This window comes from Streptomyces sp. NPDC002181, from assembly GCF_042890485.1.
Classification (GTDB): domain Bacteria; phylum Actinomycetota; class Actinomycetes; order Streptomycetales; family Streptomycetaceae; genus Streptomyces.
In genome coordinates this window covers 83,999-105,665 of record NZ_JBIASC010000007.1, presented here as the reverse complement: position 1 = coordinate 105,665, position 21,667 = coordinate 83,999, and the positions used below count along the sequence as shown (strand labels likewise).

General features: G+C 72.1%; 19 protein-coding genes and 1 pseudogene. 11 read left to right on the top strand and 9 right to left on the bottom strand.

Annotated elements, in window-relative coordinates:
- Nucleotides 1-199: 199 nt before the first annotated feature.
- The 3 genes and pseudogenes from ACFYXV_RS19375 to ACFYXV_RS19365 all read right to left on the bottom strand — a co-directional run.
- Nucleotides 200-1,471, bottom strand: coding sequence for an LLM class flavin-dependent oxidoreductase (locus tag ACFYXV_RS19375; RefSeq protein ID WP_385466722.1), 1,272 nt, complete (start codon nucleotides 1,469-1,471; stop codon nucleotides 200-202).
- 123 nt (nucleotides 1,472-1,594) lie between these two features.
- Nucleotides 1,595-2,128: a flavin reductase family protein gene (locus ACFYXV_RS19370; protein ID WP_385466725.1), complete on the bottom strand. Its 534-nt coding sequence runs from the start codon at nucleotides 2,126-2,128 to the stop codon at nucleotides 1,595-1,597.
- A 23-nt stretch (nucleotides 2,129-2,151) separates the two neighbouring features.
- Nucleotides 2,152-3,510 (bottom strand): annotated as a pseudogene (locus ACFYXV_RS19365) (type I polyketide synthase); the annotation flags it as partial.
- 219 nt (nucleotides 3,511-3,729) lie between these two features.
- On the opposite strand from ACFYXV_RS19365, the gene ACFYXV_RS19360 reads away from it, so the two are divergent.
- The gene (locus ACFYXV_RS19360; RefSeq protein WP_389383563.1) at nucleotides 3,730-5,283 is read left to right on the top strand and encodes an AMP-binding protein; all 1,554 of its coding nucleotides are present in this window, start codon (nucleotides 3,730-3,732) and stop codon (nucleotides 5,281-5,283) included.
- Nucleotides 5,284-5,369: 86 nt separating this feature from the next.
- Here ACFYXV_RS19360 and ACFYXV_RS19355 read toward each other — a convergent pair whose 3' ends face one another.
- Entirely contained in the window at nucleotides 5,370-6,905 is a 1,536-nt protein-coding gene (locus ACFYXV_RS19355; protein WP_389383562.1) for an AMP-binding protein, read from the bottom strand.
- Nucleotides 6,906-7,030: 125 nt separating this feature from the next.
- On the opposite strand from ACFYXV_RS19355, the gene ACFYXV_RS19350 reads away from it, so the two are divergent.
- Entirely contained in the window at nucleotides 7,031-7,273 is a 243-nt protein-coding gene (locus ACFYXV_RS19350) for a phosphopantetheine-binding protein (protein ID WP_385466734.1), read from the top strand.
- A gap of 96 nt (nucleotides 7,274-7,369) precedes the next feature.
- Here the strand turns inward: ACFYXV_RS19350 and ACFYXV_RS19345 are convergent, their stop codons facing one another.
- The 5 genes from ACFYXV_RS19345 to ACFYXV_RS19325 all read right to left on the bottom strand — a co-directional run bounded on the left by ACFYXV_RS19345 (nucleotide 7,370) and on the right by ACFYXV_RS19325 (nucleotide 12,518).
- Nucleotides 7,370-8,332 (bottom strand): ACP S-malonyltransferase, encoded by a 963-nt coding sequence (locus tag ACFYXV_RS19345; protein WP_389383561.1) that lies wholly within the window; start codon nucleotides 8,330-8,332, stop codon nucleotides 7,370-7,372.
- Between the two features lie 14 nt (nucleotides 8,333-8,346).
- Nucleotides 8,347-9,603: a pyridoxal phosphate-dependent aminotransferase gene (locus tag ACFYXV_RS19340; RefSeq protein WP_385466740.1), complete on the bottom strand. Its 1,257-nt coding sequence runs from the start codon at nucleotides 9,601-9,603 to the stop codon at nucleotides 8,347-8,349.
- Between the two features lie 13 nt (nucleotides 9,604-9,616).
- Nucleotides 9,617-10,990 carry a KamA family radical SAM protein gene (locus ACFYXV_RS19335; RefSeq protein ID WP_385466743.1) on the bottom strand — a complete coding sequence of 458 codons (1,374 nt, stop codon included), beginning with the start codon at nucleotides 10,988-10,990 and terminating at the stop codon, nucleotides 9,617-9,619.
- 6 nt (nucleotides 10,991-10,996) lie between these two features.
- On the bottom strand, nucleotides 10,997-11,845 hold the full coding sequence (locus ACFYXV_RS19330; RefSeq protein ID WP_385466746.1) for a mycofactocin-coupled SDR family oxidoreductase: 849 nt from the start codon (nucleotides 11,843-11,845) through the stop codon (nucleotides 10,997-10,999).
- 364 nt (nucleotides 11,846-12,209) lie between these two features.
- Nucleotides 12,210-12,518: a PqqD family protein gene (locus ACFYXV_RS19325; RefSeq protein WP_385466749.1), complete on the bottom strand. Its 309-nt coding sequence runs from the start codon at nucleotides 12,516-12,518 to the stop codon at nucleotides 12,210-12,212.
- An 81-nt stretch (nucleotides 12,519-12,599) separates the two neighbouring features.
- Between ACFYXV_RS19325 and mftA the strand changes: the two genes are divergently transcribed.
- The 9 genes from mftA to ACFYXV_RS19280 are packed head-to-tail and all read left to right on the top strand — an operon-like array spanning nucleotide 12,600 to nucleotide 21,658.
- Complete coding sequence (mftA, locus tag ACFYXV_RS19320; RefSeq protein WP_385466752.1) at nucleotides 12,600-12,746, top strand: mycofactocin precursor MftA; 147 nt, start codon at nucleotides 12,600-12,602, stop codon at nucleotides 12,744-12,746.
- A gap of 7 nt (nucleotides 12,747-12,753) precedes the next feature.
- Nucleotides 12,754-13,044 carry a mycofactocin biosynthesis chaperone MftB gene (mftB, locus tag ACFYXV_RS19315; RefSeq protein ID WP_389383560.1) on the top strand — a complete coding sequence of 97 codons (291 nt, stop codon included), beginning with the start codon at nucleotides 12,754-12,756 and terminating at the stop codon, nucleotides 13,042-13,044.
- Entirely contained in the window at nucleotides 13,041-14,246 is a 1,206-nt protein-coding gene (gene mftC / locus ACFYXV_RS19310; RefSeq protein WP_385466759.1) for a mycofactocin radical SAM maturase, read from the top strand. The genes mftB and mftC overlap by 4 nt, the downstream gene beginning before the upstream one ends.
- Complete coding sequence (locus ACFYXV_RS19305) at nucleotides 14,243-16,234, top strand: mycofactocin system FadH/OYE family oxidoreductase 1 (RefSeq protein ID WP_389383559.1); 1,992 nt, start codon at nucleotides 14,243-14,245, stop codon at nucleotides 16,232-16,234. The genes mftC and ACFYXV_RS19305 overlap by 4 nt, the downstream gene beginning before the upstream one ends.
- Entirely contained in the window at nucleotides 16,231-18,207 is a 1,977-nt protein-coding gene (locus tag ACFYXV_RS19300) for a mycofactocin system FadH/OYE family oxidoreductase 2 (RefSeq protein WP_389383558.1), read from the top strand. Before ACFYXV_RS19305 ends, ACFYXV_RS19300 begins: the two co-directional genes overlap by 4 nt.
- Nucleotides 18,204-19,136, top strand: a complete 933-nt coding sequence (locus ACFYXV_RS19295; protein WP_389383557.1) for a mycofactocin-associated electron transfer flavoprotein alpha subunit — start codon at nucleotides 18,204-18,206, stop codon at nucleotides 19,134-19,136. Before ACFYXV_RS19300 ends, ACFYXV_RS19295 begins: the two co-directional genes overlap by 4 nt.
- On the top strand, nucleotides 19,129-20,439 hold the full coding sequence (locus ACFYXV_RS19290; protein ID WP_385466771.1) for an FAD-dependent oxidoreductase: 1,311 nt from the start codon (nucleotides 19,129-19,131) through the stop codon (nucleotides 20,437-20,439). Before ACFYXV_RS19295 ends, ACFYXV_RS19290 begins: the two co-directional genes overlap by 8 nt.
- Nucleotides 20,436-20,750, top strand: coding sequence for a ferredoxin family protein (locus ACFYXV_RS19285; protein WP_389383556.1), 315 nt, complete (start codon nucleotides 20,436-20,438; stop codon nucleotides 20,748-20,750). Before ACFYXV_RS19290 ends, ACFYXV_RS19285 begins: the two co-directional genes overlap by 4 nt.
- Complete coding sequence (locus ACFYXV_RS19280) at nucleotides 20,747-21,658, top strand: mycofactocin-associated electron transfer flavoprotein beta subunit (protein WP_389383555.1); 912 nt, start codon at nucleotides 20,747-20,749, stop codon at nucleotides 21,656-21,658. The genes ACFYXV_RS19285 and ACFYXV_RS19280 overlap by 4 nt, the downstream gene beginning before the upstream one ends.
- Nucleotides 21,659-21,667: the final 9 nt, after the last annotated feature.

Genomic DNA, 21,667 nt, shown 5'->3' with positions numbered 1-21,667 from the left:
GTCCTATCCATACGTATAGCCAATCCGGTCGTCCGTATAGGACAGGTTTCCAGTACGAACGTATTACCGACACGGGTGCGGGAACGGCCCCGTGCGAGGCCGGCCCCTGATGCACCGTCGGTACGGTGCGCCCGCGGTTGAAGCAGTGTTCGGCGGGCCGGCCGGGGCCGGGCCGGCCCGCCTGTCCGGCGGGAGCCGGTCAGGAGCCCTGCGTGATGATCGCGAGCTCGTTGTCGATCACGAAGTCCGAGGCGTCGTTCGTCTTGACCTCGACGCGGCCGAGCGCCTCCTTGATCGGGATCTCAAGGCGGGCGGCCTTCTCGGCCTCGCGCTCGTCGCGGCCCTCGGTGAAGTGCGGGAGCACCTCACGGGCGAACAGCTCGAGCGACTCCATGATGTGCTCGTGCTTGTTCTTGCCGATCTGGACCGAGAAGATCACCTGGTCGACGCCGGCGGCCTCGTACTGGCGCAGCAGGTCGACGATCTGCTCCGGCGTGCCGATGCCGCGGCGCAGCGAGGTGATCTGCTCCAGCATCTGCTCGGCACCGGGCGCCTTCGGCGAGTCGTCCGGCGCCGGGATCTCGCGCGTGAAGCCGAGCATCTCCTTGGTCGCCTGGAACTGCTGCCACACGTCCGTCTGGCCCGGCTTGTGCTGGCCGAAGACGAAGTAGTGCATCAGCGAGTACGCGAAGAAGTGCGCGCCTTCCAGGCCGCGGTCGAGCGCGGTCTCCTGGTCCTCGTGGCACATGAACGGCACCACGACGGCGAAGTTCGGGTTGACCGTGCGGCCGGCCGGGCGGCACTCCTCCGAGTTGATGATGGAGTAGTACGTGTCGACGTACTCCTTCGCCTGGTCGGGCGAGGAGAAGGAGAAGGAGAGCGCGCCGAGGCCGAGGCGGGCCGCGTTCTCGATGGTGTCGCGGGCGCTGCAGGCCAGCCACAGCGGCGGGTGGTCCTTCTGCTTCGGCTTGGGCACCACGTTGCGCGGCGGGATGTCGAAGAACTCGCCCTTGTGACCGGTGAAGGGCTCCTCGGTCATCATGCGCACGACGATGTCGAGGGCCTCGCGCCAGTGCTCGCGCTTGGTGGTGCGCTCGACGTTGAAGGCGCCCAGCTCAAGCTGCGAGCTGCCCTGACCGGTGCCGAACTCGACGCGGCCGCCGGAGATGAGGTCCAGGGTGGAGACGCGCTCGGCGACGCGGGCCGGCGGGTTGACCGCGCCGGGAAGCTGGACGATGCCGTGGCCGAGACGGATGTTCTTGGTCCGCTGGGACGCGGCGGCGAGGATGACCTCGGGCGCGCCGGAGTGCGAGTACTCCTCCAGGAAGTGGTGCTCCGTGGCCCAGGCGTAGTCCAGACCGATGCGGTCGGCCAGCTCGATCTGCTCAAGGGCCTCGTTGAACATCCGCTCTTCGCTGTCGGCGGCCCACGGCCTGGGCAGCTGGTGGTGGTAGCTGAGCCCGAATCGCATTTCGTTTCCTCTCCTTGGCAAGCAAGACGGTAGGGGCAGCACCGGCGGCCCTGGAGCCTTCGGAGCGAAGGACAGGGGGGTGCTGCAAGGCATCAGGGGGGTATCGGGGTAAGGGGTGTGGTGCTAGGGGGTGGGCGCGGAAAGGGAGCGGAATCCGGCCTCGTAGTAGAGGAGCGGTTCGATGGAGCCGGGGCCGGCCGCATCGAGCGCCTGCACCCGTCCGACCACGATGCTGTGGTCACCGCCCGGATGGACGGCCTCGATCCGGCAGTCGATCCATGCGAGGGATCCGGCCAGTCGCGGCGACCCGGTGCCGGGTCCCGGGCTCCACTCGACGCCGGCGAACTTGTCGGTGCCGCTGCGGGCGAAGGACCGGCACAGCATCTGCTGGTCGGCCGCGAGGACGTTGACGCAGAAGGCGCCCGACGGCTCGATGTGGGGCCAGGTGGCGGACCGGTCCGAGACGGTGAAGGCGACCAGCGGCGGGTCGAGGGAGAGCGAGGTGAACGACTGGCAGGTGAACCCCACCGGCGCTCCCGTCGCGGGGTCGATCGCGGTGATGACGGTGACCCCGCTGCAGAAGTGCCCGAGGACGTGCCGGAAGCCCTCGGTGTCGGCCGGGTTGACGAAGACCGCGGATTGCAGGGCGTGTGCCATCAGGCCACCTCCTTGTTGGGCGCCACCGGCTCCGCGCCGCCGTGCGGCGCCTGTTCGACGATGACGTGGGCGTTGGTCCCGCTGATGCCGAAGGAGGAGACCCCCGCGCGGCGCGGCCGCCCGGTATCGGGCCACTCCCGGTTCTCCGTGAGCAGCCGTACGTGCCCGGCCTCCCAGTCCACCTGGGGTGAGGGCGCGTCGACGTGGAGGGTGGCGGGCAGCACGCCGTGGCGGATCGCCATCGTCATCTTGATGATTCCGGCGACGCCGGCGGCCGCCTGCGTGTGGCCGATGTTCGATTTGACCGACCCGAGCCACAGGGGGCGTTCGGCCGTGCGGCCCTGCCCGTAGGTGGCGAGGAGCGCCTGCGCCTCGATCGGGTCGCCGAGCCGGGTGCCGGTGCCGTGGGCCTCCACGACGTCGACGTCGTCGGTCCCCAGGCCCGCCTGGTCCAGCGCACGGCGGATCAGCCGCTGCTGGGACGGCCCGTTGGGGACGGTGATGCCGCTGGAGACCCCGTCCTGGTTGGTCACCGAGCTGCGGATCACCGACAGGATCCGGCGCCCGTTGCGCACCGCGTCGGAGAGCCGTTCGAGGACGAGCATGCCGACGCCCTCGCCCCAGCCCGTACCGTCGGCCGCCGCGGCGAAGGCCTTGCACCGGCCGTCGGCGGACAGGCCGCGCTGGGCACTGAAGTAGGTGAAGGTCTGCGGCGTGGACATGACCGTCACTCCGCCGGCGAGCGCCAGCGAGCACTCGCCCGTGCGCAGGGACTGGGCCGCGGAGTGCACGGTGACCAGCGAGGAGGAGCAGGCGGTGTCGACGTTCACGGCGGGGCCCTCCAGCCCCAGGGTGAAGGAGACGCGGCCGCTGACGAGGCTTCCGCTGCCGTCCGCTCCCTCGTAGTCGTGGTACATCAGTCCGGCGAAGACTCCGGTGCGGCTGCCCTTGAGGGACAGGGGATCGATCCGCGCGTTCTCCAGTGCCTCCCAGGCCGTCTGCATCAGCAGCCGCTGCTGCGGGTCGAGCTCCTTGGCCTCGCGCGGGGAGATGCCGAACAGCTCGGCGTCGAAGTCCCCCGCCTCGTAGAGGAATCCGCCCTCCCGGGTGATGCTCTTGCCGGGTGCCCCGGGCTCCGGATCGTAGAGGGAGTCCGTGTCCCAGCCACGGTCGGCCGGGAACTGCGAGATCGCGTCACGTCCTTCTTCGACGAGGCGCCAGAGCGCTTCCGGTGAATCGGCGCCGCCCGGATAGCGGCATGCCATGCCGATGACGGCGATGGGCTCGGTGGTCGCGCCGGCCAGCTGGTCGTTCTGCTTGCGCAGGCGTTCGTTGTCCATCAACGACTGGCGCAGCGCGGCGACGACTTTGTCGACATCCATCGTTCTGTCTCAACCCCCGGATTACCTGTTCAATGCGGCGAAGAATTCACGACTACGGCGGGCGCACGGTACGTTCGAACGTACCGACGGGCAGGGATGCCGACCCACCCCTATGCACCCCACGCCCGACCTCTGACCTTCGGTCGATTCACCCCCGGTACCCCCTAGGGTGTTCCGTCTCCCTGTTCCCGGGCACGGCCGCGCTGCTTAGCTGTGCTAATGCTGCTTCATGAATTCATGCTGGCGGCCGGGCGGAGCACGCCCGACCGCCCCGCCGTCGTGGAACTCTCGGGATCCGGGGGCCTGGTCACCACGACTTACCGCCGGCTGGAGGAACTGGCCGACGCGTACGCGAATTCCCTCAGGGAATTCGGTCTCGGCGTCGGCGACAAAGTGATTCTCGAGTCCGACACGTCGGCGGCTGCCATCTCCCTGCTGCTCGCCTGCTCCAAGGTGGGCGCCACCTTCGTCCCGGTCAGCCCGGAGACCCCCGATCAGCGCCTGCGCTCGATCACCGACGCCACCTCTCCGGCCCTGCACCTGCAGGGTTCCGAGGGCAAGCGCGAGGGCCTGGACCCGTCGATCGGCACCGCCCGCTTCGGCGCGCACGGGATCGCACTGGAACGCGCCCCGCAGCCGCGGGTGCGGCGCCGCCGCGAGCCCGTCGAGACCGACACCGCGTACATGATCTTCACTTCGGGCACCACGGGGCGCCCCAAGGGCGTCGTGATGAGCCACCGCGGTGTCACCGCCTTCTACCAGGGCATGATCGCCGAGGAGATCGTCACCGCGGACGACCGGGTGGCCACCACCTCACCGCTTCAGTTCGACTTCTCCCTGCTGGACATCGGCCTGGCCCTGGGCAGCGGGGCCGCGGTGGTGCCCGTACCCCGCGCCGTCCTGTACTTCCCGCGGCGCTTCCTCGGCCTGCTGGAGGAGGCCGAGGTCACGCACGTCGACGGGGTCCCGTCCATCTGGCGGCCGGTGCTGCGCCACGAGCCCGAGCTGCTGGCCGGCCTCACGCGGCTCGGCGGCATCCTGTTCTGCGGCGAGAACTTCCCGCTACCGGAGCTGCGCCGGCTCCAGGAGCTGCTGCCGAAGGTGCGCATCGTCAACTGCTACGGCGCGACGGAGTCGATGGCGGCCTCGTTCACGGACGTCCCGAGCCCCCTCCCCGAGGACACCGAGAAGCTGTCCATCGGCCGCGCCCACCGGGGTGCGGACATGCTGGTGTTCGACGAGGAGGGGCGGCCGGTCGACGAGCCGGGCACCGTGGGCGAGATCCACCTCTACAGCCCGGCGCTGTTCACCGGCTACTGGGACGACCCCGAGGCCACCGCCCGGGCGCTGGTGGCGGACCCGCTCGATCCGCAGTCCGGCAGGATCGTGCTGCGGACCGGCGACCTCGCGTACGCGGGCGAGGACGGCGAGCTGTACTTCGTCGGCCGGCGCGACTCGCAGGTGCAGATCCGGGGCAACCGGGTGGAGATCGGCGAGGTCGAGCGCGTGATCCTGGAGTTCCCGCAGGTGAGCGCTGCCGCCGTGCTCGCGCTCCCGCTCGCGGACGGTGAACTCGCCCTGCACGCCTTCGTCGTCCCCGCCCTGGAGGGCCCGGCCCTCTCGGAGGCGGAGCTGGCCTCGTTCTGCAAGAAGACCCTGCAGCACTACATGGTTCCGGCGCGGCTGATCCCCGTGGACCGGCTGCCGGTCACGTCCAACGGCAAGACGGACCGCAAGGCGCTGGCCGCGCGGTACGCCCAGACCGGTTCCTGACCGCAGGGCCCCGCACGAAGGCCCGGGGCCCGCCCGTACTCACCGTGTACGGGCGGGCCCCGGGCCCTGTCGTGTCCTGCGGGCCGCTACGGCAGCGCCGCCGCCTGAACGGCCAGTTCCTTGCGGTCCGTCTTGCGGTTGGAGTTCAGCGGGAACTCCTCCAGGTGCCGGAAGTAGCGGGGCAGCATGCCCGAGGGGAGTACGGCCCGCAGCTCGCGGGCGAGGGCCGCGGCCGGTGTCTGCTCGCCGGTGTAGAAGACGACGAGCTCTCCTCCGGCGTCGGTGGTCCGGGTGACGGCGACCGCGTCCCGGACGCCCTCGCAGGCCCGGGCGGCGTGCTCGACCTCCGCGAGTTCGACGCGCCACCCCTGCACCTGCACCTGCGAGTCGAGGCGGCCGAGGTAGATCAGCTCGCCGTCGGGGAGCCTGCGGACCCGGTCGCCCGTCCGGTAGTAGCGGGCCCCTCCGTGCTCCAGGAACCGGCCTTCGTCGTCGCTCGGGTTGATGTACCCGGCGGTGAGCTGGGGCCCCGTGATGAGCAGTTCGCCCTCGGTCTCGGTGGGACGGCCCTGCGGGTCGAGCAGCAGGTGGTCGTGGCCCTCGTGGACGGAGCCGATGGGTACGAGGCCGTTGACGCACAGGTCCGGTGAGGTCGTCGGCTCCCAGCGGTGCCCGGTGATGGTGATGGTGAGCTCGGTGGGGCCGTAGATGTTCTCCAGCGTGGAGTTGGCCGCGGCGGCCTGCCAGTCGGCGGCGTCGTCCTGGCGCAGCGCCTCGCCGGCGAACAGGCTCCAGCGCAGCCCGGGCATGGAGCCGGGGTTCAGCCCGCCGAGGCGGCGCAGCAGGGTGATCGCGCTCGGTGTGGAGAACCACACGGTCATGCCGCTGCGGGCGATGTACTCCGGCAGGTTCCGGAAGCCCTGGACCGGTATGGAGTCGACGGTGGCGCCGGCTCCCCAGGCGCAGAACAGGTCGAACATGGCGCAGTCGAAGTTGAGGTCGAACGTCTGCGAGAAGACGTCCTCCTCGGTGAAGTCGTAGCGCTTGTCCATCAGCTGGAAGTAGTGCTGCGCGCTCGCGTGGGTGATGGGCACGCCCTTGGGGCGCCCGGTCGAGCCCGAGGTGAACAGCACGTACGCCGGGTCGCCGGGGGTGACGGGCCGCGGCGCGTCCAGCGGGCGGCCGCCCCGGGCGATGCGGCGCAGGGCGGTGGGTCCCCCGTCCTCCTCGCCGGCGACGAGGACGGGGAGGTCGAGCCCGGTCTCGCCCAGTGCGGCCAGGCCCCGGGCGTCGGCGATGACGGCGGAGACCCCGGAGTCCTCCAGCATCCGGCGGGTGCGGGCGGCGGGGAAGTCGGCGTGCAGGGGTACCAGGGTGGCGCCGGAGTAGAGCCCGGCGAGGAGCGCGAGGTAGGAGTCGGCACCCTTGCCGGTCAGTACGCCGACGGCCCGGGGAGGGCGGTCGGCTCCGGCGAGCAGGTCGCCGGCCCAGCCGAGTGCCGTCGCGTGGGCCTCCTCGTAGCTGACGGTCCTGCCTCCGGCCCGGACCGCTGCCCGGCGGGGCGATATCTGCAGCCCGGTGAGAAATCGCTCGTACAGCGGCTGCCCCACGGTGTCTTCCATTGTTCCTCCGGTTTCTCGGAATAGGGGGTGGGAAGGGTTGCGTCCATTCCGGTCGCCGCCTTACTCATGGAGGTGCGGTCCATCAACCGCTGGACCGCGGATACCGCGACGAATCGGAGTACTTCATGTGGGATGCGCAGTTCGAGGAGATTCTCCGCAGGAACCTTCCGTACCTGCCGTCGGGTCAGGCCCTCCAGGAAGGCGATGATTTGCGCGACCTGGGTCTCGATTCCATGGGTACGGTTTCCCTCATGGCCGACTTGGAGGACGCCTACACGATTCGCTTCGTCGACGACATGATGCGGATGGAGAATTTCGCCACCCCGGGCGTGCTGTGGAACGGCATCGCCGCCCTGGTCTCCGCCTGATCGTGCGGGACGAGGCGTGACCGCCCTTCGCCGCGGCCCATGCGGGGCGAAGGGCGGTCTTACGCCCGGTGCGCTGCTTCGACCACGCCCCTGGGCCTAGGCCGGCACGGACCGGGGCCGGCGCCGTGCGGTGACCGGCCTCATGGCCGTGTCGGGCGTGAGCCGGAGCACCTCGAAGTTGCGGGTGGTGCGCGGCACCCGGCCGAACAGGCTGTCGGGGCCGGCCACCCGGACGGTGCCCACGCCCAGCTCCTTGAGCGTGTCCACGACGGCCGGCCACACGACCGGCCGTACGTAGCCGTCGAGGAGCATGGTGCGGACGTCGGCGGCGGTCTCCAGTGACCGGCCGTCCTGGTCGGCGAGGACCGGCAGGTCGGGGTCGCGGAAGGTGAGTTCGGGGAAGACGTTCTCCTCGATGAGGTCCTTCAGCCCGCCGAAGGCGCTGGAGTGCATCGGCGGCTTCATCGTGTAGATCGGCATCCCGCCCAGGGCGCGCAGCCGTTCCTTGATCCAGTCGACCATCCCGTCGCGCAGGGACAGCATCCAGAAGTCGTCGTCGATGTGGCAGGAGATGTCGTGCCACTCGCCGAGTTCCGTGAGCTCCGCCATGATGACGTCGAGCTGCTCGCGCGGCGTGCGCGCGAAGGACTGCGTGACGATGTCGGTGTGGTGCTCGGCGAAGTACCGCGTCTCGTAGCGCGTCATCTGCGCCGTCATGCGCACGGCGTCGGCGAAGCCGAGCGCGCCCGAGTGGACGGCCGCTGCCTTCCCGCCGAAGCTGGCCCCCACACAGACGTCGGGCCGGGCGCCCACGGCGTCCTCGGACATCCGGGCCAGCGCGACGCTGTTCACGAGGAACGCGACCTGGGCGTACTCCGAATAGTCGTCCGGGTCCGCGCGGAAGCGCTCCAGCAGGTCGTAGCCGAGGACCTCCTCCGCCACCCCCAGGAGCTTCCTGGCGAACGGGTTGACCAGCATGAAGCGCGCGACGTCCGTGTAGGGGGACGGCGCCATGCCGGGGAAGACCACCGCGGTACCGCGGCGGGCGTCGTTGTCCATGGTTGTTCGGCCTCCTACGAGGTCAGTTTCACGAAGCTTTCCTCGATCCGGGTGAGGACAGCGCTGATGTGCGGCAGCCGCAGCGGGTCCGCGGCGTCGAGTGCCGCCTGCTGCTCGGCCCGGGTCGCTCCGTAGAGCAGGCTCGTCGCCGCCTTGAAGCGCAGCGCCCCCTCGTCGTCGCCCAGTTGGTGGCCGGCCAGGACCACGATGCCGTGCTCGTCGAAGAGGTGCTCGAAGAGCGAGAGCGAGTCCGTGATGCCCTTCATGGCGAGGGCCCCGCGCAGCGGCTCGAAGTCCGGGTAGACGTAGAAGGCGCCCGTGGGCGGGCGGCAGTCGGCGCCCACGCCGGTCATGATCCCGTGCACCGCGCGGGCGACCACACCGTGCAGCCGGGCGCTGGCGGCGAGCCTGGCCGTGATCTCCGGCGGCTCGTTGAAGACGTACGTCGCGACTTCCTGCATCGGTGCGGCCAGCGTGGACCACACCTCGCTGGCGGCCGAGACCACGCCGTCGTGGATCTGGCGGCCCCATTCCCCTTCCGGGAAGCGCATCGCGCCGATGCGCCACCCGCCGAGGGCGAGCGTCTTGCTCAGTCCGGTGCTCACCACCGTGCGGTGGGGGGCGACCTCGGCGGGGCTCAGGAACGGGGTGGCCGGGTCGTGGACGATGTCCCGGTAGATCTCGTCCGAGACGATCAGCAGGTCCTCTTCCTCTGCGATGGCGCAGAGTTCACGGATCCGCTCCGGTCCGGCCAGGGTGCCGGTCGGGTTGTCGGGCAGGGTCAGCACCAGGATCCGCGGGTCGTGGCCGAGGACCCGGGCGGCCCGGATCTCCTGCCGCAGCTTCGCGGGATCGGGGATGCCCCCGCAGTCGTCGGGGATCGGGACGCCGAACGCGCGCTTGCCGGCCAGGGCCGCCTGGGGGGCGTACGTGTTCCAGGCCGGGCGCGGGATCATCACGTCACCGGGTACGACCAGCTGGACGGCCATCAGCAGGGGTTTGCTGCCGGGGGCGACGACCACCTGGTCGGAGGTGGTGGGGAGCCGTCGCCGGGTGAAGTACCCGGCGACGGCCTCCCTGACCTCGGAGCCGCCGTCCACGGGTCCGTAGGCGTTGTGGGCCGATCCTGCGGTGAGGCGTTCCGCCAGCGGGGCGAACACGGGGAGGCGCGCCTCACCGAACCCGAGGTGGACGAGCGATTCACCCTGCGCCTGGCGCCTGGCCACTGCCTGGTTGAGCAGGAGGTTGGGCGACACTCTGCGGGCGGTCATCGTTCGGCTCCTTTCAGCTGTGGGTGTTCTCGGCGGGGCCGGCGCTGTGCAGACGGGCGGCGGCCGAGCCGAGGAAGGCTTCGGCGATGTCCAGATCGGTGGCGGGGTCCAGTTCGAGTTCGTCCACCCAGGCGGCGGTGTCCGAGTAGAGCGCCCGGAAGGGCCGGCCGACCAGTGCGGGGTTGCGGGCCTGGAGCATGCGCAGCTGGAAGTAGCGCCCCTCGGCGGTGTCCTGGATGCCGTCCACGGCGACCTTGCCGGGGGTTGCCGACATCACGGGGCCGCGCACCGTGCGGGCCAGTCCCGGCAGCTGCCGGTAGGCCTCCTGGAAGATCTCCGCCGCCTTGGCCAGGGGGACCTTGAAGTACTCGTGCGGGCCGGTGTCCCGCTCGACGAACATGTAGTAGGGGACCGCGCCGAGCGCCAGTTCGGTCTTCCACAGGTCGCGCCATGCCGTCGCGTCGTCGTTGACGTGGGCGATGAGCGGAGCCTGGCAGTAGACCAGCGCACCGGTGGACTTGATCCGGGAGATCGCCCTGCGGGCGATGTCGGTGGAGAGCTCGCGGGGGTGGCTGAAGTGCGCCATCACCGCGAGGTTCTTCCCGGAGGCGATCACCTGCTCGAACAGGCGCAGGACGTCGTCCGCGTCCTGGTCGGTGGTGAAGCGCTGCGGCCAGTAGGCGACCGACTTGGTGCCGATCCGGATGGTCTGCAGCGTGTCCACGGCGAGCAGCGGCTCGATGTGGGTGCGCAGCCGGTCCGTGGTCATGATCATCGGGTCGCCGCCCGTGATCAGGACGTCGTTGATCTCCGGGTGCTCGCCGAGGTAGGTGATCAGCCCGCTCGGGTCGGGCGCCGAGAACTTGAGGTCGGCGTCGCCCACGAACTGCGCCCATCGGAAGCAGTACGTGCAGTAGGCGTGGCAGGTCTGTCCCTGCCCGGGGAAGTACAGCACCGTCTCGCGGTACTTGTGCTGCAGCCCGGGCAGCTCCACCCCGTTCTGGCTGGGCTTGTTGAGGCTCATCTGCCCCGAGGGATGCGGGTTGAGGCGGGCGCGGATGTCGCGCACCGTCTCCCGCAGCTCCCGCTTGGCAGCGGCGTCGGTCTGGTCCGCGAGCACGGCGAGGCGCTTCTCGTCCTCGGTGTTCAGCATTCCCTTCTGCGGGAAGACCAGCTGGTACATCGGATCGTCGGGAAGCCGCTGCCAGTCAATGAGCTGCTCCAGGACGTATTCGTTCACCCTGAAGGGCAGGACCATCGAGATGAGCCGCACCGTCTCGCGAGATGCGTCGTCGAGCCCGTATCGGGCCGCGATGTCGTCGATGTGGCGCGGCCCGTAGGCGCGGTACCGCGCCGCCTCGTCAGAGGCCTGGGCCAGGAGGGACAACGAAAGTCACCGGCCCTGCTTGACCAGAGCGCCGCCGTCGATCCGGATGTTGGTTCCGGTGACGTAGCGGGACTCGTCGGACACGAGGTAGACCACGGCGTTGGAGACGTCGTCGGCGCTGACGTAGGGAACCGGCATCGACTGGATGGAGGCGAACACCGGGAGGGCGTCCTCCTGCGTCGGGTTCTCCAGGTCGGGGCGGAAGGTCCGGTACACCGTGTCGTTGAGGAGCAGCGGCGTGTCGACGTTGGTCGGGTGCACGGCGTTGACGCGGCGTCCGGAGGGGCCGAGCTGCGCGGCCAGGGAGGTCACGTAGTCGACGATGGTGTGCTTGGCGAACTTGTACGCGCCCATGCCGGGGCCGGCGATGGCATCCTCGGGCCCGTACGGCGTGAAGGCCATGACCGAGCCGACGAGGATGACGGAGCCGCCCTCGCCGATGTGCGGCAGGGCCGCGTGCACGGTGTTGAACACGCCGACGAGGTTGATGTCGAGGGTCGTGGTGTAGCCGTCCACCGGGCCCTGGCCCAGGGGCAGGATGCCGGCGTTGGGGATCACCGCGTCCAGACGGCCGCCGAGTTCGGCGACGCCCTCGTCGATGGCCTTGCGCAGCGCGACGGCGTCACGGACGTCGACGCGCTTGGCGACGGCGCGGCGGCCGGTCTTCTCGACGAGCTTGACGGTCTCGTCGAGCTCCTCCGGCGTGGCCAGCGCGTACGTGGCGACGTCGATGTCCTCGCAGAGGTCGATCGCGATGATGTCGGCGCCTTCTTCGGCCAGCCTGACCGCGTGGCTGCGGCCCTGCCCCCGAGCCGCGCCGGTTATCACCACGACCTTGTTTTCCACCCGGCCCATTGGGGCCCTCCCTACCTCATTGATGACGATGCTTGATGCATCGCCCTCAGCAGTTCTACCGTCGGAGCCGGGGGGAATCCGTTTGCGCTATCCCCTAACCGACGGACGCAGGCCCACGTCAGGGGCCCCCTACACGTCCGCGGCCCGTGGACGGGGAATCCCTAGGGGGTCGCGCGTATTTCTCTGCGCCGCGCCATTTCCGCGGTAGCCGGAAAAGCGCTGGGCTGCATATCGACTTAGGGGGCCATAAGGGTTTTCCGGGCGCCCGGCGCACGGAAACCTTAGGCGAAGGCTCGTACGGGTGCGAGCCGGTCGGACACCGGGGAGAACGGGGGTACAGCGTGGCGAGGCGGTACGGCGACACTCACCGCGCGGCCTTCAGCAGCCCGGTGTCCATCATCCGCTCCGCCCAGATCGTCATCGCGGTGCGGACCTTTCCCTCGTCGGTCTGCCAGGCTTCGGCGAGCGAAGCCGCGGCGAGGTCGAGGAAACCGTCGTTGTGCCGCAGCGCGATCCACATGGCGGTGCCGACAGGGCTGCACCGGAGTTCGTCCCGGCCCGCCTTGCGCAGGTCCATCCGGCCGTTCGCCAGGGCCGTACCGCTCACTCCGTCGGCTGCCAGGATCCGCATTCCGTCCTCCTCGTTCGACTGCGACTCAAGTGCTTCGAGCATCGCGGCTCAAGGAGAACCCGACCATGGGGCTACCCACCCTGTCCGTGCTGTTGCCACCTCCCGTGAAGGACGTGAGACGTCATGAGTCCAGCTGACCAGAGCGCCGCCGAAGGAGCTCTCGCCACGGGCACCGGGTCCACCGCCCAAGGCGATGCGCAAGACGCCGCGGTCGAGTCGGAGCTGCTGGTCGAGGAGGTCTCGATCGACGGCATGTGCGGCGTCTACTAGGCCCGTTGTGACCAACGTCTTCGACCCCCGCCTTCCCTACCGCCTCAGCCCGAGCGTGTCCCTGCGCCCGGAGCCGTTCGGCGCCCTCGCCTACGACTTCCGCACCCGGCGGCTGTCGTTCCTGAAGACGCCCGCGCTGGTGGGCACCGTGCGCAGGCTCGCGGAGCTGCCCGACGCGCTCGGCGCGCTCACGGCCGCCGGGGTGCCGGCCGACCAACACGCCCAGTACTGCCAGGCGCTGGCCGGACTGCTGACCGCGGGGACGATCGAACCCCGCGAGAGTGAGGTACGCGCATGAAACTCGTCGACCACTTCGAGCAGGGGCTGGACGCTCCCATCTGCCTCACCTGGGAGCTCACCTACGCCTGCAACCTCTCCTGCGTGCACTGCCTGTCCTCGTCCGGCCGCCGAGACCCGCGCGAGCTGACGACCGACGAGTGCAAGGCCGTGATCGACGAGCTGCAGCGGATGCAGGTGTTCTACGTCAACATCGGGGGCGGCGAGCCGACGGTGCGCCCGGACTTCTGGGAGCTCGTCGAGTACGCCGTCGCCCACCAGGTGGGCGTCAAGTTCTCCACGAACGGCCTGCGCATCACCCCGGAGCGGGCCCGCTGGCTGGCCGCCACCGACTACGTCGACGTGCAGATATCCCTGGACGGCGCCAGCGCCGAGGTCAACGACGCCGTGCGCGGCGAGGGTTCGTACGACATGGCGGTGACCGCGATGCGCAACCTGCGCGACGCGGGCTTCCGCGATTTCAAGATCAGTGTGGCCGTGACCCGGCACAACGTCCCGCAGCTCGACGAGTTCGCCGCGCTGGCCGCGCGGTACGGCGCGCAGCTGCGGATCACCCGGCTGCGGCCCTCCGGGCGCGGCGCCGAGGTCTGGCACGACCTGCACCCGACCGCCGACCAGCAGATGGTGCTCTACCAGTGGCTGCTCGCCAACGGCGAGAAGGTGCTGACCGGCGACTCCTTCTTCCACCTCAACGCTCTGGGCTCCACCCCGCTGCCGGGCCTGAACCTGTGCGGCGCGGGCCGGGTGGTCTGCCTCATCGACCCGGTCGGCGACGTGTACGCCTGCCCGTTCGCCATCCACGACGAGTTCCTGGCCGGCAACGTCCGCGACACCGGCGGCTTCGCCTCGGTGTGGCGCGGATCCGAGCTGTTCGCGCGGCTGCGCAGCCCGCAGCCGGCCGGGGCCTGCTCCTCGTGCTCCGCCTTCGACTCCTGCCGCGGGGGCTGCCCGGCGGCCAAGTTCTTCACCGGGCTGCCGCTGGACGGCCCGGATCCGGAGTGCGTGCAGGGCCATGGTGAGCGGGCCCTCGAACTGGTCGGCGCGGCGGCCCGGCCCCGACCCGACAAGGACCACTCGCACCGCACCCGCCGTACGAAGTCCGCCGCGGTGCCGGTGTCGATCGGCTGGGGGCCGCCCGCCGAATCCCCGGCCCCGGTCGCCCGGCCCTGCGACACCAGCCCGCTCGCCGGGTTCCGGCCGTGAGCGCGCTGACCGGCCCCGTCGTACTGGCCGGCCGCAGCGCGCAGAGCCGTGTCGTCTTCGGTGCGCACGAGACGAACCTGGGCACCGCCCGTGCCCTGTCGGAGCGGCACGTCGCCTATTACGGGCGGCGGGCCGCGGGCGGCGCCGGCGTGATCGTCACCGAGACGGCGAGCGTCCTCGCCTCCGACTGGCCGTACGAGCGCGCGCCGCTGGCCACCGCGTGCGGCCCCGGCTGGGCGGCGACGGTCGCCGCCTGCCACCCGTACGGTGCGCTGGTCCTGGCCGGGCTCGGACACAGCGGCTCGCAGGGCTCCTCCGCGTACTCCCAGGAACCGCTGTGGGCGCCCTCGCGGGTGCCGGACGTGGTCAGCCGCGAGATGCCGATGGAGATGGAACGGGCCGAGATCGACTCCGTCGTCGGCGCGTTCGCGGCGGCCGCGGAGCTGGCGGCCGCCTCCGGTCTGGACGGTGTGGAGGTCAACGCCGGCCAGCACGCGCTGCTGCGGCAGTTCCTGTCGGGTCTGACCAACCAGCGGGAGGACGCGTACGGCACCGACCGGGCCGCCCTGCTGCTGGAGGTGCTGGCCGCGGTGCGCGAGCGGATCGGCCGCGAGCGCGTCCTCGCGCTGCGGCTGAGCTGCGACGAGCTGGCTCCCTGGGCCGGAATCACGCCCGAGGACGGTGCGGAGCTCGCCCGGCGGATCGCCCCGGAGGTGGACCTGCTGGTGGTGGTGAGGGGTTCGGCGATGGGCACGGCGGCGACCCGCCCCGACGCGCACACCGCTCCCGGTTTCAACACGGAGCTGTGCCGGTCCGTCCGCGATGCCGTCGAGGGGCACTGCGCGGTGGTCCTGCAGGGCTCCGTCGTCGACCCGGAGCCCGCCGGGCAGGCCCTGTCGGACGGGGTCGCGGACCTGGTCGAGATGACCCGGGCCCAGATCGCCGACCCGGAGTTCGTCCGCAAGCTGGCCGCCGGGCACGCCGACCGGATCCGCCCCTGCACCCTGGGCAACCAGCGCTGCCAGGTGCGCGACAACCGCAACCCGGTGGTCTCGTGCATCGCGGAGCCGCGCAGCGGCCACGAGACCCGGGACCGGCCGGTCGCGTCCGCCGCCGGCGGCGGCGCCCGCGGCGGCCGGCCCGTGCTGGTGGTCGGCGGCGGGCCCGCCGGGCTCGAAGCGGCCCGCGTGCTGGCGCTGCGCGGGCATCCGGTGCGGCTCGTCGAGTCGGCCGGACGTCTGGGCGGAGCACTGCACCTGGCCGCCAGGATCCCGGGACGGGAGCGGCTGGCGCGGCTCGCGCACTGGCTGACGTCCGAGGTGGAACGCCTGGGCGTCGCCGTCGAGACGGGTACCCGGCTGTCCGCTGCCGAGCTGGAGGCCGCCGCCGGCGCCCTGGTCCTGGCCACCGGTTCGGTGCCCGGTCCGCGCGACTACGCGGTGCACGACGGCGCGGCCGTCCTCGACGTCGCCGACGTCCTCGGCGCGCCGGATCCGGCCGCCGCCCTGCCCGAGGGTCCGGTCGCGGTGTACGACACGGTGGGCGACGCGGTCGCCGTCGGCGTCACGGAGCTGCTCGCCGCGGCCGGCCGCACCGTCACCGTCATCACGCGCGACCAGGTGGTGGGCACCCAGCTGGCCGTCACCGGCGACCTCGCACCGGCCAACTCCCGCCTCCAGCAGGCCGGTGTGGTCCAGGCCCGGCGCAGCGTACTGCGCGAGGTCCACCCGGACCACGTGGTGGTCACGGACGCGCTGACCGGCGTACGGACCGAGATGCCGTGCGCGGCGCTCGTGCACTGCGGCCACCGGTTGCCGGACCCGGCCGCCCCGCCGGCGGGCGCGGTCTCCGCGGGGGACCGGGTGGCCCCCCGCACCGTGTACGAGGCGGTGCTCGAAGGCCGGCGCGCCGCGCTCGCGGTGTCGGGCGCCGACTCCGCGACCGTGCTGCCCGCCGTGCCCGTCCGCGAGTTCCAGGTGGTGTCATGAGCAGTAATCCAGGGCGGCTGCGCCATCTGCTGAGCCCGCTGCGGATCGGCCCCCTCACCGTCGCCAACCGCGTGGTGTTCTCGGCCCATCTGACGAACTACGCCGAGGACGGGCTGCCGAGCGAGCAGCACGCCGCGTACTACGCCGCCCGGGCCGCCGGCGGTGCCGGGCTGATCATCACCGAGGAGCACTCGACCCACCCGACGGACTGGCCGTACGAGAAGCTCATCCACGGGTTCCGGCGCGCGGCCGTCCCCGGCTACCGGCGCATCACCGATGCGGTGCACGCCCATGGCGTGCCGATCATCGCGCAGCTCAACCACAACGGCGGGCAGGCGTCGGGCATGTACTCGCGGCTGCCGGTGTGGGCGCCCTCCCCGGTGCCCGACCCCCTCTTCCGCGAGGTGCCCAAGGCCGTCGACGCACACGAGATCGCCGAGATCGTGGCGGGCTACGGCACGGTCGCCGGGCACTGCGCCGAAGGCGGGTTCGACGGGGTGGAGCTGCAGTGCTCGCACTCCTCCATCGTCCGCGGGTTCCTCTCCCCCGCCACCAACCACCGCACGGACGGGTACGGCGGCTCCCTCGCACACCGCGCCCGGATCCTGCTGGAGATCATCGACGCGGTGCGGGAGGCCATCGGCCCCGACCGGGCGCTGGGCGTCCGGCTCTGCGGCGACGAGCTGATCGAGGGCGGCACCACCATCGACGAGGCCGTCGCGGTCGCCCGGATGGTCGAGGCGACGGGCAAGGTCGACTACATCAACACCTCGATCGGCGTGGCCACCTCCACGCTGTACATGATCGAGGCCTCGATGGCGATCCCGGCGGGATACGCCCTGTTCATCTCCAACGCCATCCGGCGCGCGGTGGACCTCCCGGTGATCGGCGTCGGCCGGATCAAGGACCCCGTCCAGGCCGAACGCGCGCTGGCCGAGGGGCACTGCGACCTCGTCGGCGTCGTACGCGGCCAGATCGCCGACCCGGACTTCCTGGCCAAGGCCCGCGCGGGCGAGACCTCCGCGATCCGCACCTGCCTCTCCTGCAATCAGGAGTGCGTCGGGCGCATGGGCCTGAACCGCTGGCTGGGCTGCATCGAGAACCCGCGGGCGGGCCGGGAGGCCGTGCCGCTGCCCGTGCCCGTCCCCGGGCGCCGGCCCCGGCGGGTGCTGGTCGTCGGCGGCGGCCCGGGCGGACTCCAGGCCGCGGCCACGGCCGCGGAACGCGGCCACGACGTGACCCTGCTGGAGCGCGGGAGCGCCACCGGCGGCCAGGTCGCGGTGGCGGCGACCGTACCGTCCCGCGCCGAATTCCTGGACGTCGTGCGCAATCTCGCCGCCGAGTGCAGGCGCCGCGGGGTGACGATCCGCACCGGCACCGAGGCGACGGCCGCCTCGCTGCGCGCCGAGGCACCCGACGACGTGGTCCTGGCCACCGGGGCGCGCCCCGCGCCGCCGTGGTGGTCCGGCGGACTGGAGCGCGTCGTGGACGTCCGCGACGTGCTGGAGGGCCGGGCCGCCCCGTCCGGCGAGGTCGTGATCATCGACGACCTCGGCTTCCACCAGGCCACCTCGGTGGCCGAACTGCTGGCCGACCGCGGCTGCCGCGTCACCGTCGTCACCTCCGCGATGGTGGTCGGGCAGGACCTCGGCATCACCCTCGACATGGAGACCTTCCAGATCCGCGCGCACGCCAAGGGCATCGGCCAGCAGACGGACAGGGTCGTGGTGGGCGCGGCGGCCGAACCGACGGGCGGCGGCGTGGAGCTGCAGGTCCTCACCCACACCACGGGCGCCACCGAGCAGGTGCGCGCCGACTGGGTGGTGTGCGCCACCCACCAGACACCGGAGGACTCCTTGTGGCACGAGCTGAAGGACGCTCCGTTCGCCGTGCACCGCGTGGGTGACTGCGTGGCCCCGCGCCGTGCGCACGCGGCGGTCATCGAGGGCCACCGCGTGGCGGTGGCGCTGTGAGCCGGCCGGCCGTGGACGGCGAGGCCGTCGCGGTGGTCGTCGTACGCGGCGGCCGGCTGCCCGCCGGCAGCGACGAGGCCGTCGCCGAGGCCGGGGGTGCGGCCCTGCTCGTCGGCGACGGCACCGCGCGCGCCTGCGCCGCGCTGACCTCCGCCGAACGCGTCTGGCGGGCCGAGGACGCCCGTACGGCGCCCGGCGTGCTCGCCGCCGCCCTGGCACCCCTGCTGGCGGACGTGCCGGTCGTGGTGCTGCCCGCTTCGCCGGACGGCCGCGATCTGGCTCCCCGCCTCGCCCTGGCACTGGACCGGCCGCTGCTGGCCCGGGCGGTGGCCGTGACCCCGGGCGGCGCCGACGTGCTGCGCTGGGACGACCAGGCGCTGGTGGAACTCGCCGTCGACGGCCCGTTCGTGGCCACGCTCGTGCCGGGCGTACGCGGAGCCCTGCCCGCCGCGCCGGTCCGTGAGCCCGTGACCCTCGTCCTGCCCGAAGCGCTCGCGCCGGTGGCCGACGCCCGCGTGCGCGAGGTCCTCGAACCGGAGCCCGGTACCGCCGATCTCGCCGAGGCGCCGCGGGTGTTCGGCGCGGGTGCGGGGCTCGGCAGCGAGGCTTCGACGACGCGGCTCGCCGCGGTCGGTGCGGCGCTCGGCGCCTCCGTCGGCGGGACCCGCGTGGTCACCGACGTGGGCTGGCTCGGACACGAACGGCAGATCGGCACGACGGGCGTGGTGATCGACCCCGAGCTGTACATCGCCTTCGGAGTGTCCGGCGCCGCCCAGCACACCGGCGGCCTCGGCCGGCCGCGCCACGTGGTGAGCGTCAACACCGATCCGTCCTGTCCGATGACCGAACTCGCCGACCTGGGGATCGTCGCCGACGTGCCCGCCGTGGTCGAAGAGCTCGCCCGCCGCCTGGGAGTCACCCATGACTGACCCGATGTTCGACGTGGTGGTGGTCGGTGCCGGTCCCGCCGGCTGCGCGGCCGCCTTGGAGGCGGCCCGCGCGGGCCGCACGGTCGCCCTGGTCGAGCGCGGCCCCTTCCCCGGTTCCAAGAACGTCTACGGCGGGGTGGTCTACGGGCGCGTCCTCGACGAACTCGTCGGGAACTGGTGGGAGAAGATGCCCGTCGAGCGCTGGGTGACACGCCGCTCGACCATGGTGATGACCCGGGACCAGGCCCTGACCGTGGACTTCCGCAGCCAGGACTGGGGCGCTCCCCCGTACAACGGCGCAACGGTCCACCGCGCCGAATTCGATTCCTGGCTCGCCTCCCTCGCCGTGGAGGCGGGCGCCGTCCTCGTCACCTCGACGGTCGCGACGGGACTGCTGCGCGATGCGCGGGGCAGGGTGACGGGCATCCGTACGGACCGCCCCGACGGGGACCTCACCGCATCCGTGGTCATCGCCTGCGACGGCGTGAACTCGTTCCTGGCCAAGGAAGCGGGCCTCTACCCGTCCGGGCCGACGGCCGAGCACACCACGCTCGGTGTGAAGGAGACCCTGGCACTGCCCCGGGAGGTCATCGAGGAGCGCTTCGCCGTCACCGGCCGGGAGGGCGTGGACCTGGAGATCCTGGGCTGCACGGGGTCCGTCCCGGGCGGCGGCTTCCTGTACACGCACCTCGACTCGGTCAGCATCGGCGTCGTCCTCGGCCTCAAGGGGCTCGCGGCCGCCAAGGTGCGCCCCGAGGAGATCCTGGCCGATCTCAAGGCGCACCCGGCCATCGCCCCGCTGATCCGGGGCGCGGAGCTGAAGGAGTACTCCGCCCACCTGATCCCGGAGGGCGGCTACGACACCATCCCCGACCTGATCGGCGACGGGATCCTGGTCGCCGGGGACGCCGCCTCGATGTGCCTGGCCGCCGGCATCTGGCTTGAGGGCGTCAACTTCGCGCTCGGCGCCGGCATGTACGCGGGCCGTGCCGCCGCGGCGGCGGTGGGCCGCGGCGACTGCTCCCGCATGGGCCTGTCCGGCTACCGGCGGATGCTGGAGACCTCGTTCGTCCTGGCCGACCACCGGAAGCTGCGCCGGGCCCCGGGCCTGCTGTTCTCCGAACGGTTCCAGCAGCAGTACCCGGCCCTGATCTGCGACGTGGTGCAGGGCCTCTTCCACGTCGACAACCCGCGCCCGAAGCCGGGCGCCCTGCGGCTGCTGCGCACCGCGGCCCGCCGCCACGGCGTCCGCACCCGCCACCTGGTGGCCGACGCGCTCAACGGATTGAGGACTTTCGGATGACCGCGACCGCCAAGGGAACGCCGCAGCCGTACGGGACGGCGTTCGAAGACCGGATGGACACCGTCGAGTTCCGGGTCTCGCCGAACGCGCACATCACCGTCGACACCGACGTCTGCCGCGGCTGCACCACCCGGGCCTGCCTGCACGCGTGCCCCGCGAAGCTCTTCGTGCCCACCGCCGACGGCGGCCTCGTCTTCAACCACGAGCAGTGCTTCGAATGCGGCACGTGCTATCTCGTCTGCGACGCCGACGGTGCCATCAGCTGGAGCTACCCCGAAGGCGGCCACGGCGTCGTCTTCCGGAAGGGATGAGCGCCGTGCTGGTCGTGGCCGCGCTGCGGTGGGACACCGGGCGGACCCGGGTGCACCCGCTGACCGGAGCCGTGGAGAGCGACGTGCTCGCGGGAGGCGCCGCGGCCGCGGACCGCAGCGCCCTCGAACACGGGCTGCGCCTGGCCGAACTGCACGGCGGCCGCTGCGTCGCCGTCACCGTGGGCCCGCCCGCCGCCGAGGCCATGCTGCGCGAGGCGCTGGCCTGCGGGGCCGCGGACGTCCTGCGGGTGACCGGCCCGGACGAGAACGCGGAGGACGCCGGGGACGCCGAGGACGCGGAGGTCGCCGAGGACGCGGAGACGACCGCGCGGACCCTGCTCGACGCCGTGCTCCGCCGTTTCGGCAGTCCGGACCTCATCGTGTGCGGGGACCGCTCGGCCGGCTGGGGTACGTCGGCCACGCCCGCGGTACTGGCCGGCCTGCTCGGTGCGGCCCAGGCCACGGGACTGGTCGCACTCGGCTCCGACGGCTCCGTTCTGCGGGCGGTGCGGCGGCTGGACGGCGGGCGCCGCGAACTGCTCGACGTACCGCTGCCCGCCGTCTGTTCGGTGGAGGCCCACAGCGCGAAGCTGCGGCGCGCGGCGCTGCCCGCCGTGCTCGCGGCGCAGTCCGCCCCCGTCCCGGCCGTGCGGGCCGAGGGCGCGGGGGCGCGGGGCCGGGTGCGGACCGGCGCCGTACGCCCGTACCGGCCCCGTCCGGTGGAGTGCCCGGCACCCGACGCCGCCGACCCCCGCGAGCGGCTGCTGGCCCTGACCGGGGCCCTGGAGCAGCGCACCCCGCCGCGGCTCGTCACACCGCCGACCCCGGCCGAAGCCGTCGACGAACTCCTCGGCTACCTGCGTGAGCACGGCTACCTCGACTCAGCGGACACCGAAGCCGGTGCCTAGGGTCGCGCT

Bases quoted from the DNA above. Each gene is read 5' to 3' on its own strand.
- ACFYXV_RS19375 (WP_385466722.1), bottom strand. From the start codon at position 1,471: ATGCGATTCGGGCTCAGCTACCACCACCAGCTGCCCAGGCCGTGGGCC.
- ACFYXV_RS19280 (WP_389383555.1), top strand. From the start codon at position 20,747: ATGAGCGCCGTGCTGGTCGTGGCCGCGCTGCGGTGGGACACCGGGCGG.
- ACFYXV_RS19290 (WP_385466771.1), top strand. From the start codon at position 19,129: ATGACTGACCCGATGTTCGACGTGGTGGTGGTCGGTGCCGGTCCCGCC.
- ACFYXV_RS19350 (WP_385466734.1), top strand. From the start codon at position 7,031: ATGTGGGATGCGCAGTTCGAGGAGATTCTCCGCAGGAACCTTCCGTAC.
- ACFYXV_RS19285 (WP_389383556.1), top strand. From the start codon at position 20,436: ATGACCGCGACCGCCAAGGGAACGCCGCAGCCGTACGGGACGGCGTTC.
- ACFYXV_RS19300 (WP_389383558.1), top strand. From the start codon at position 16,231: ATGAGCAGTAATCCAGGGCGGCTGCGCCATCTGCTGAGCCCGCTGCGG.
- ACFYXV_RS19360 (WP_389383563.1), top strand. From the start codon at position 3,730: ATGCTGCTTCATGAATTCATGCTGGCGGCCGGGCGGAGCACGCCCGAC.
- ACFYXV_RS19330 (WP_385466746.1), bottom strand. From the start codon at position 11,845: ATGGGCCGGGTGGAAAACAAGGTCGTGGTGATAACCGGCGCGGCTCGG.
- ACFYXV_RS19370 (WP_385466725.1), bottom strand. From the start codon at position 2,128: ATGGCACACGCCCTGCAATCCGCGGTCTTCGTCAACCCGGCCGACACC.
- mftA (WP_385466752.1), top strand. From the start codon at position 12,600: ATGAGTCCAGCTGACCAGAGCGCCGCCGAAGGAGCTCTCGCCACGGGC.
- ACFYXV_RS19325 (WP_385466749.1), bottom strand. From the start codon at position 12,518: ATGCTCGAAGCACTTGAGTCGCAGTCGAACGAGGAGGACGGAATGCGG.
- mftC (WP_385466759.1), top strand. From the start codon at position 13,041: ATGAAACTCGTCGACCACTTCGAGCAGGGGCTGGACGCTCCCATCTGC.
- ACFYXV_RS19345 (WP_389383561.1), bottom strand. From the start codon at position 8,332: ATGGACAACGACGCCCGCCGCGGTACCGCGGTGGTCTTCCCCGGCATG.
- ACFYXV_RS19340 (WP_385466740.1), bottom strand. From the start codon at position 9,603: ATGACCGCCCGCAGAGTGTCGCCCAACCTCCTGCTCAACCAGGCAGTG.
- ACFYXV_RS19355 (WP_389383562.1), bottom strand. From the start codon at position 6,905: ATGGAAGACACCGTGGGGCAGCCGCTGTACGAGCGATTTCTCACCGGG.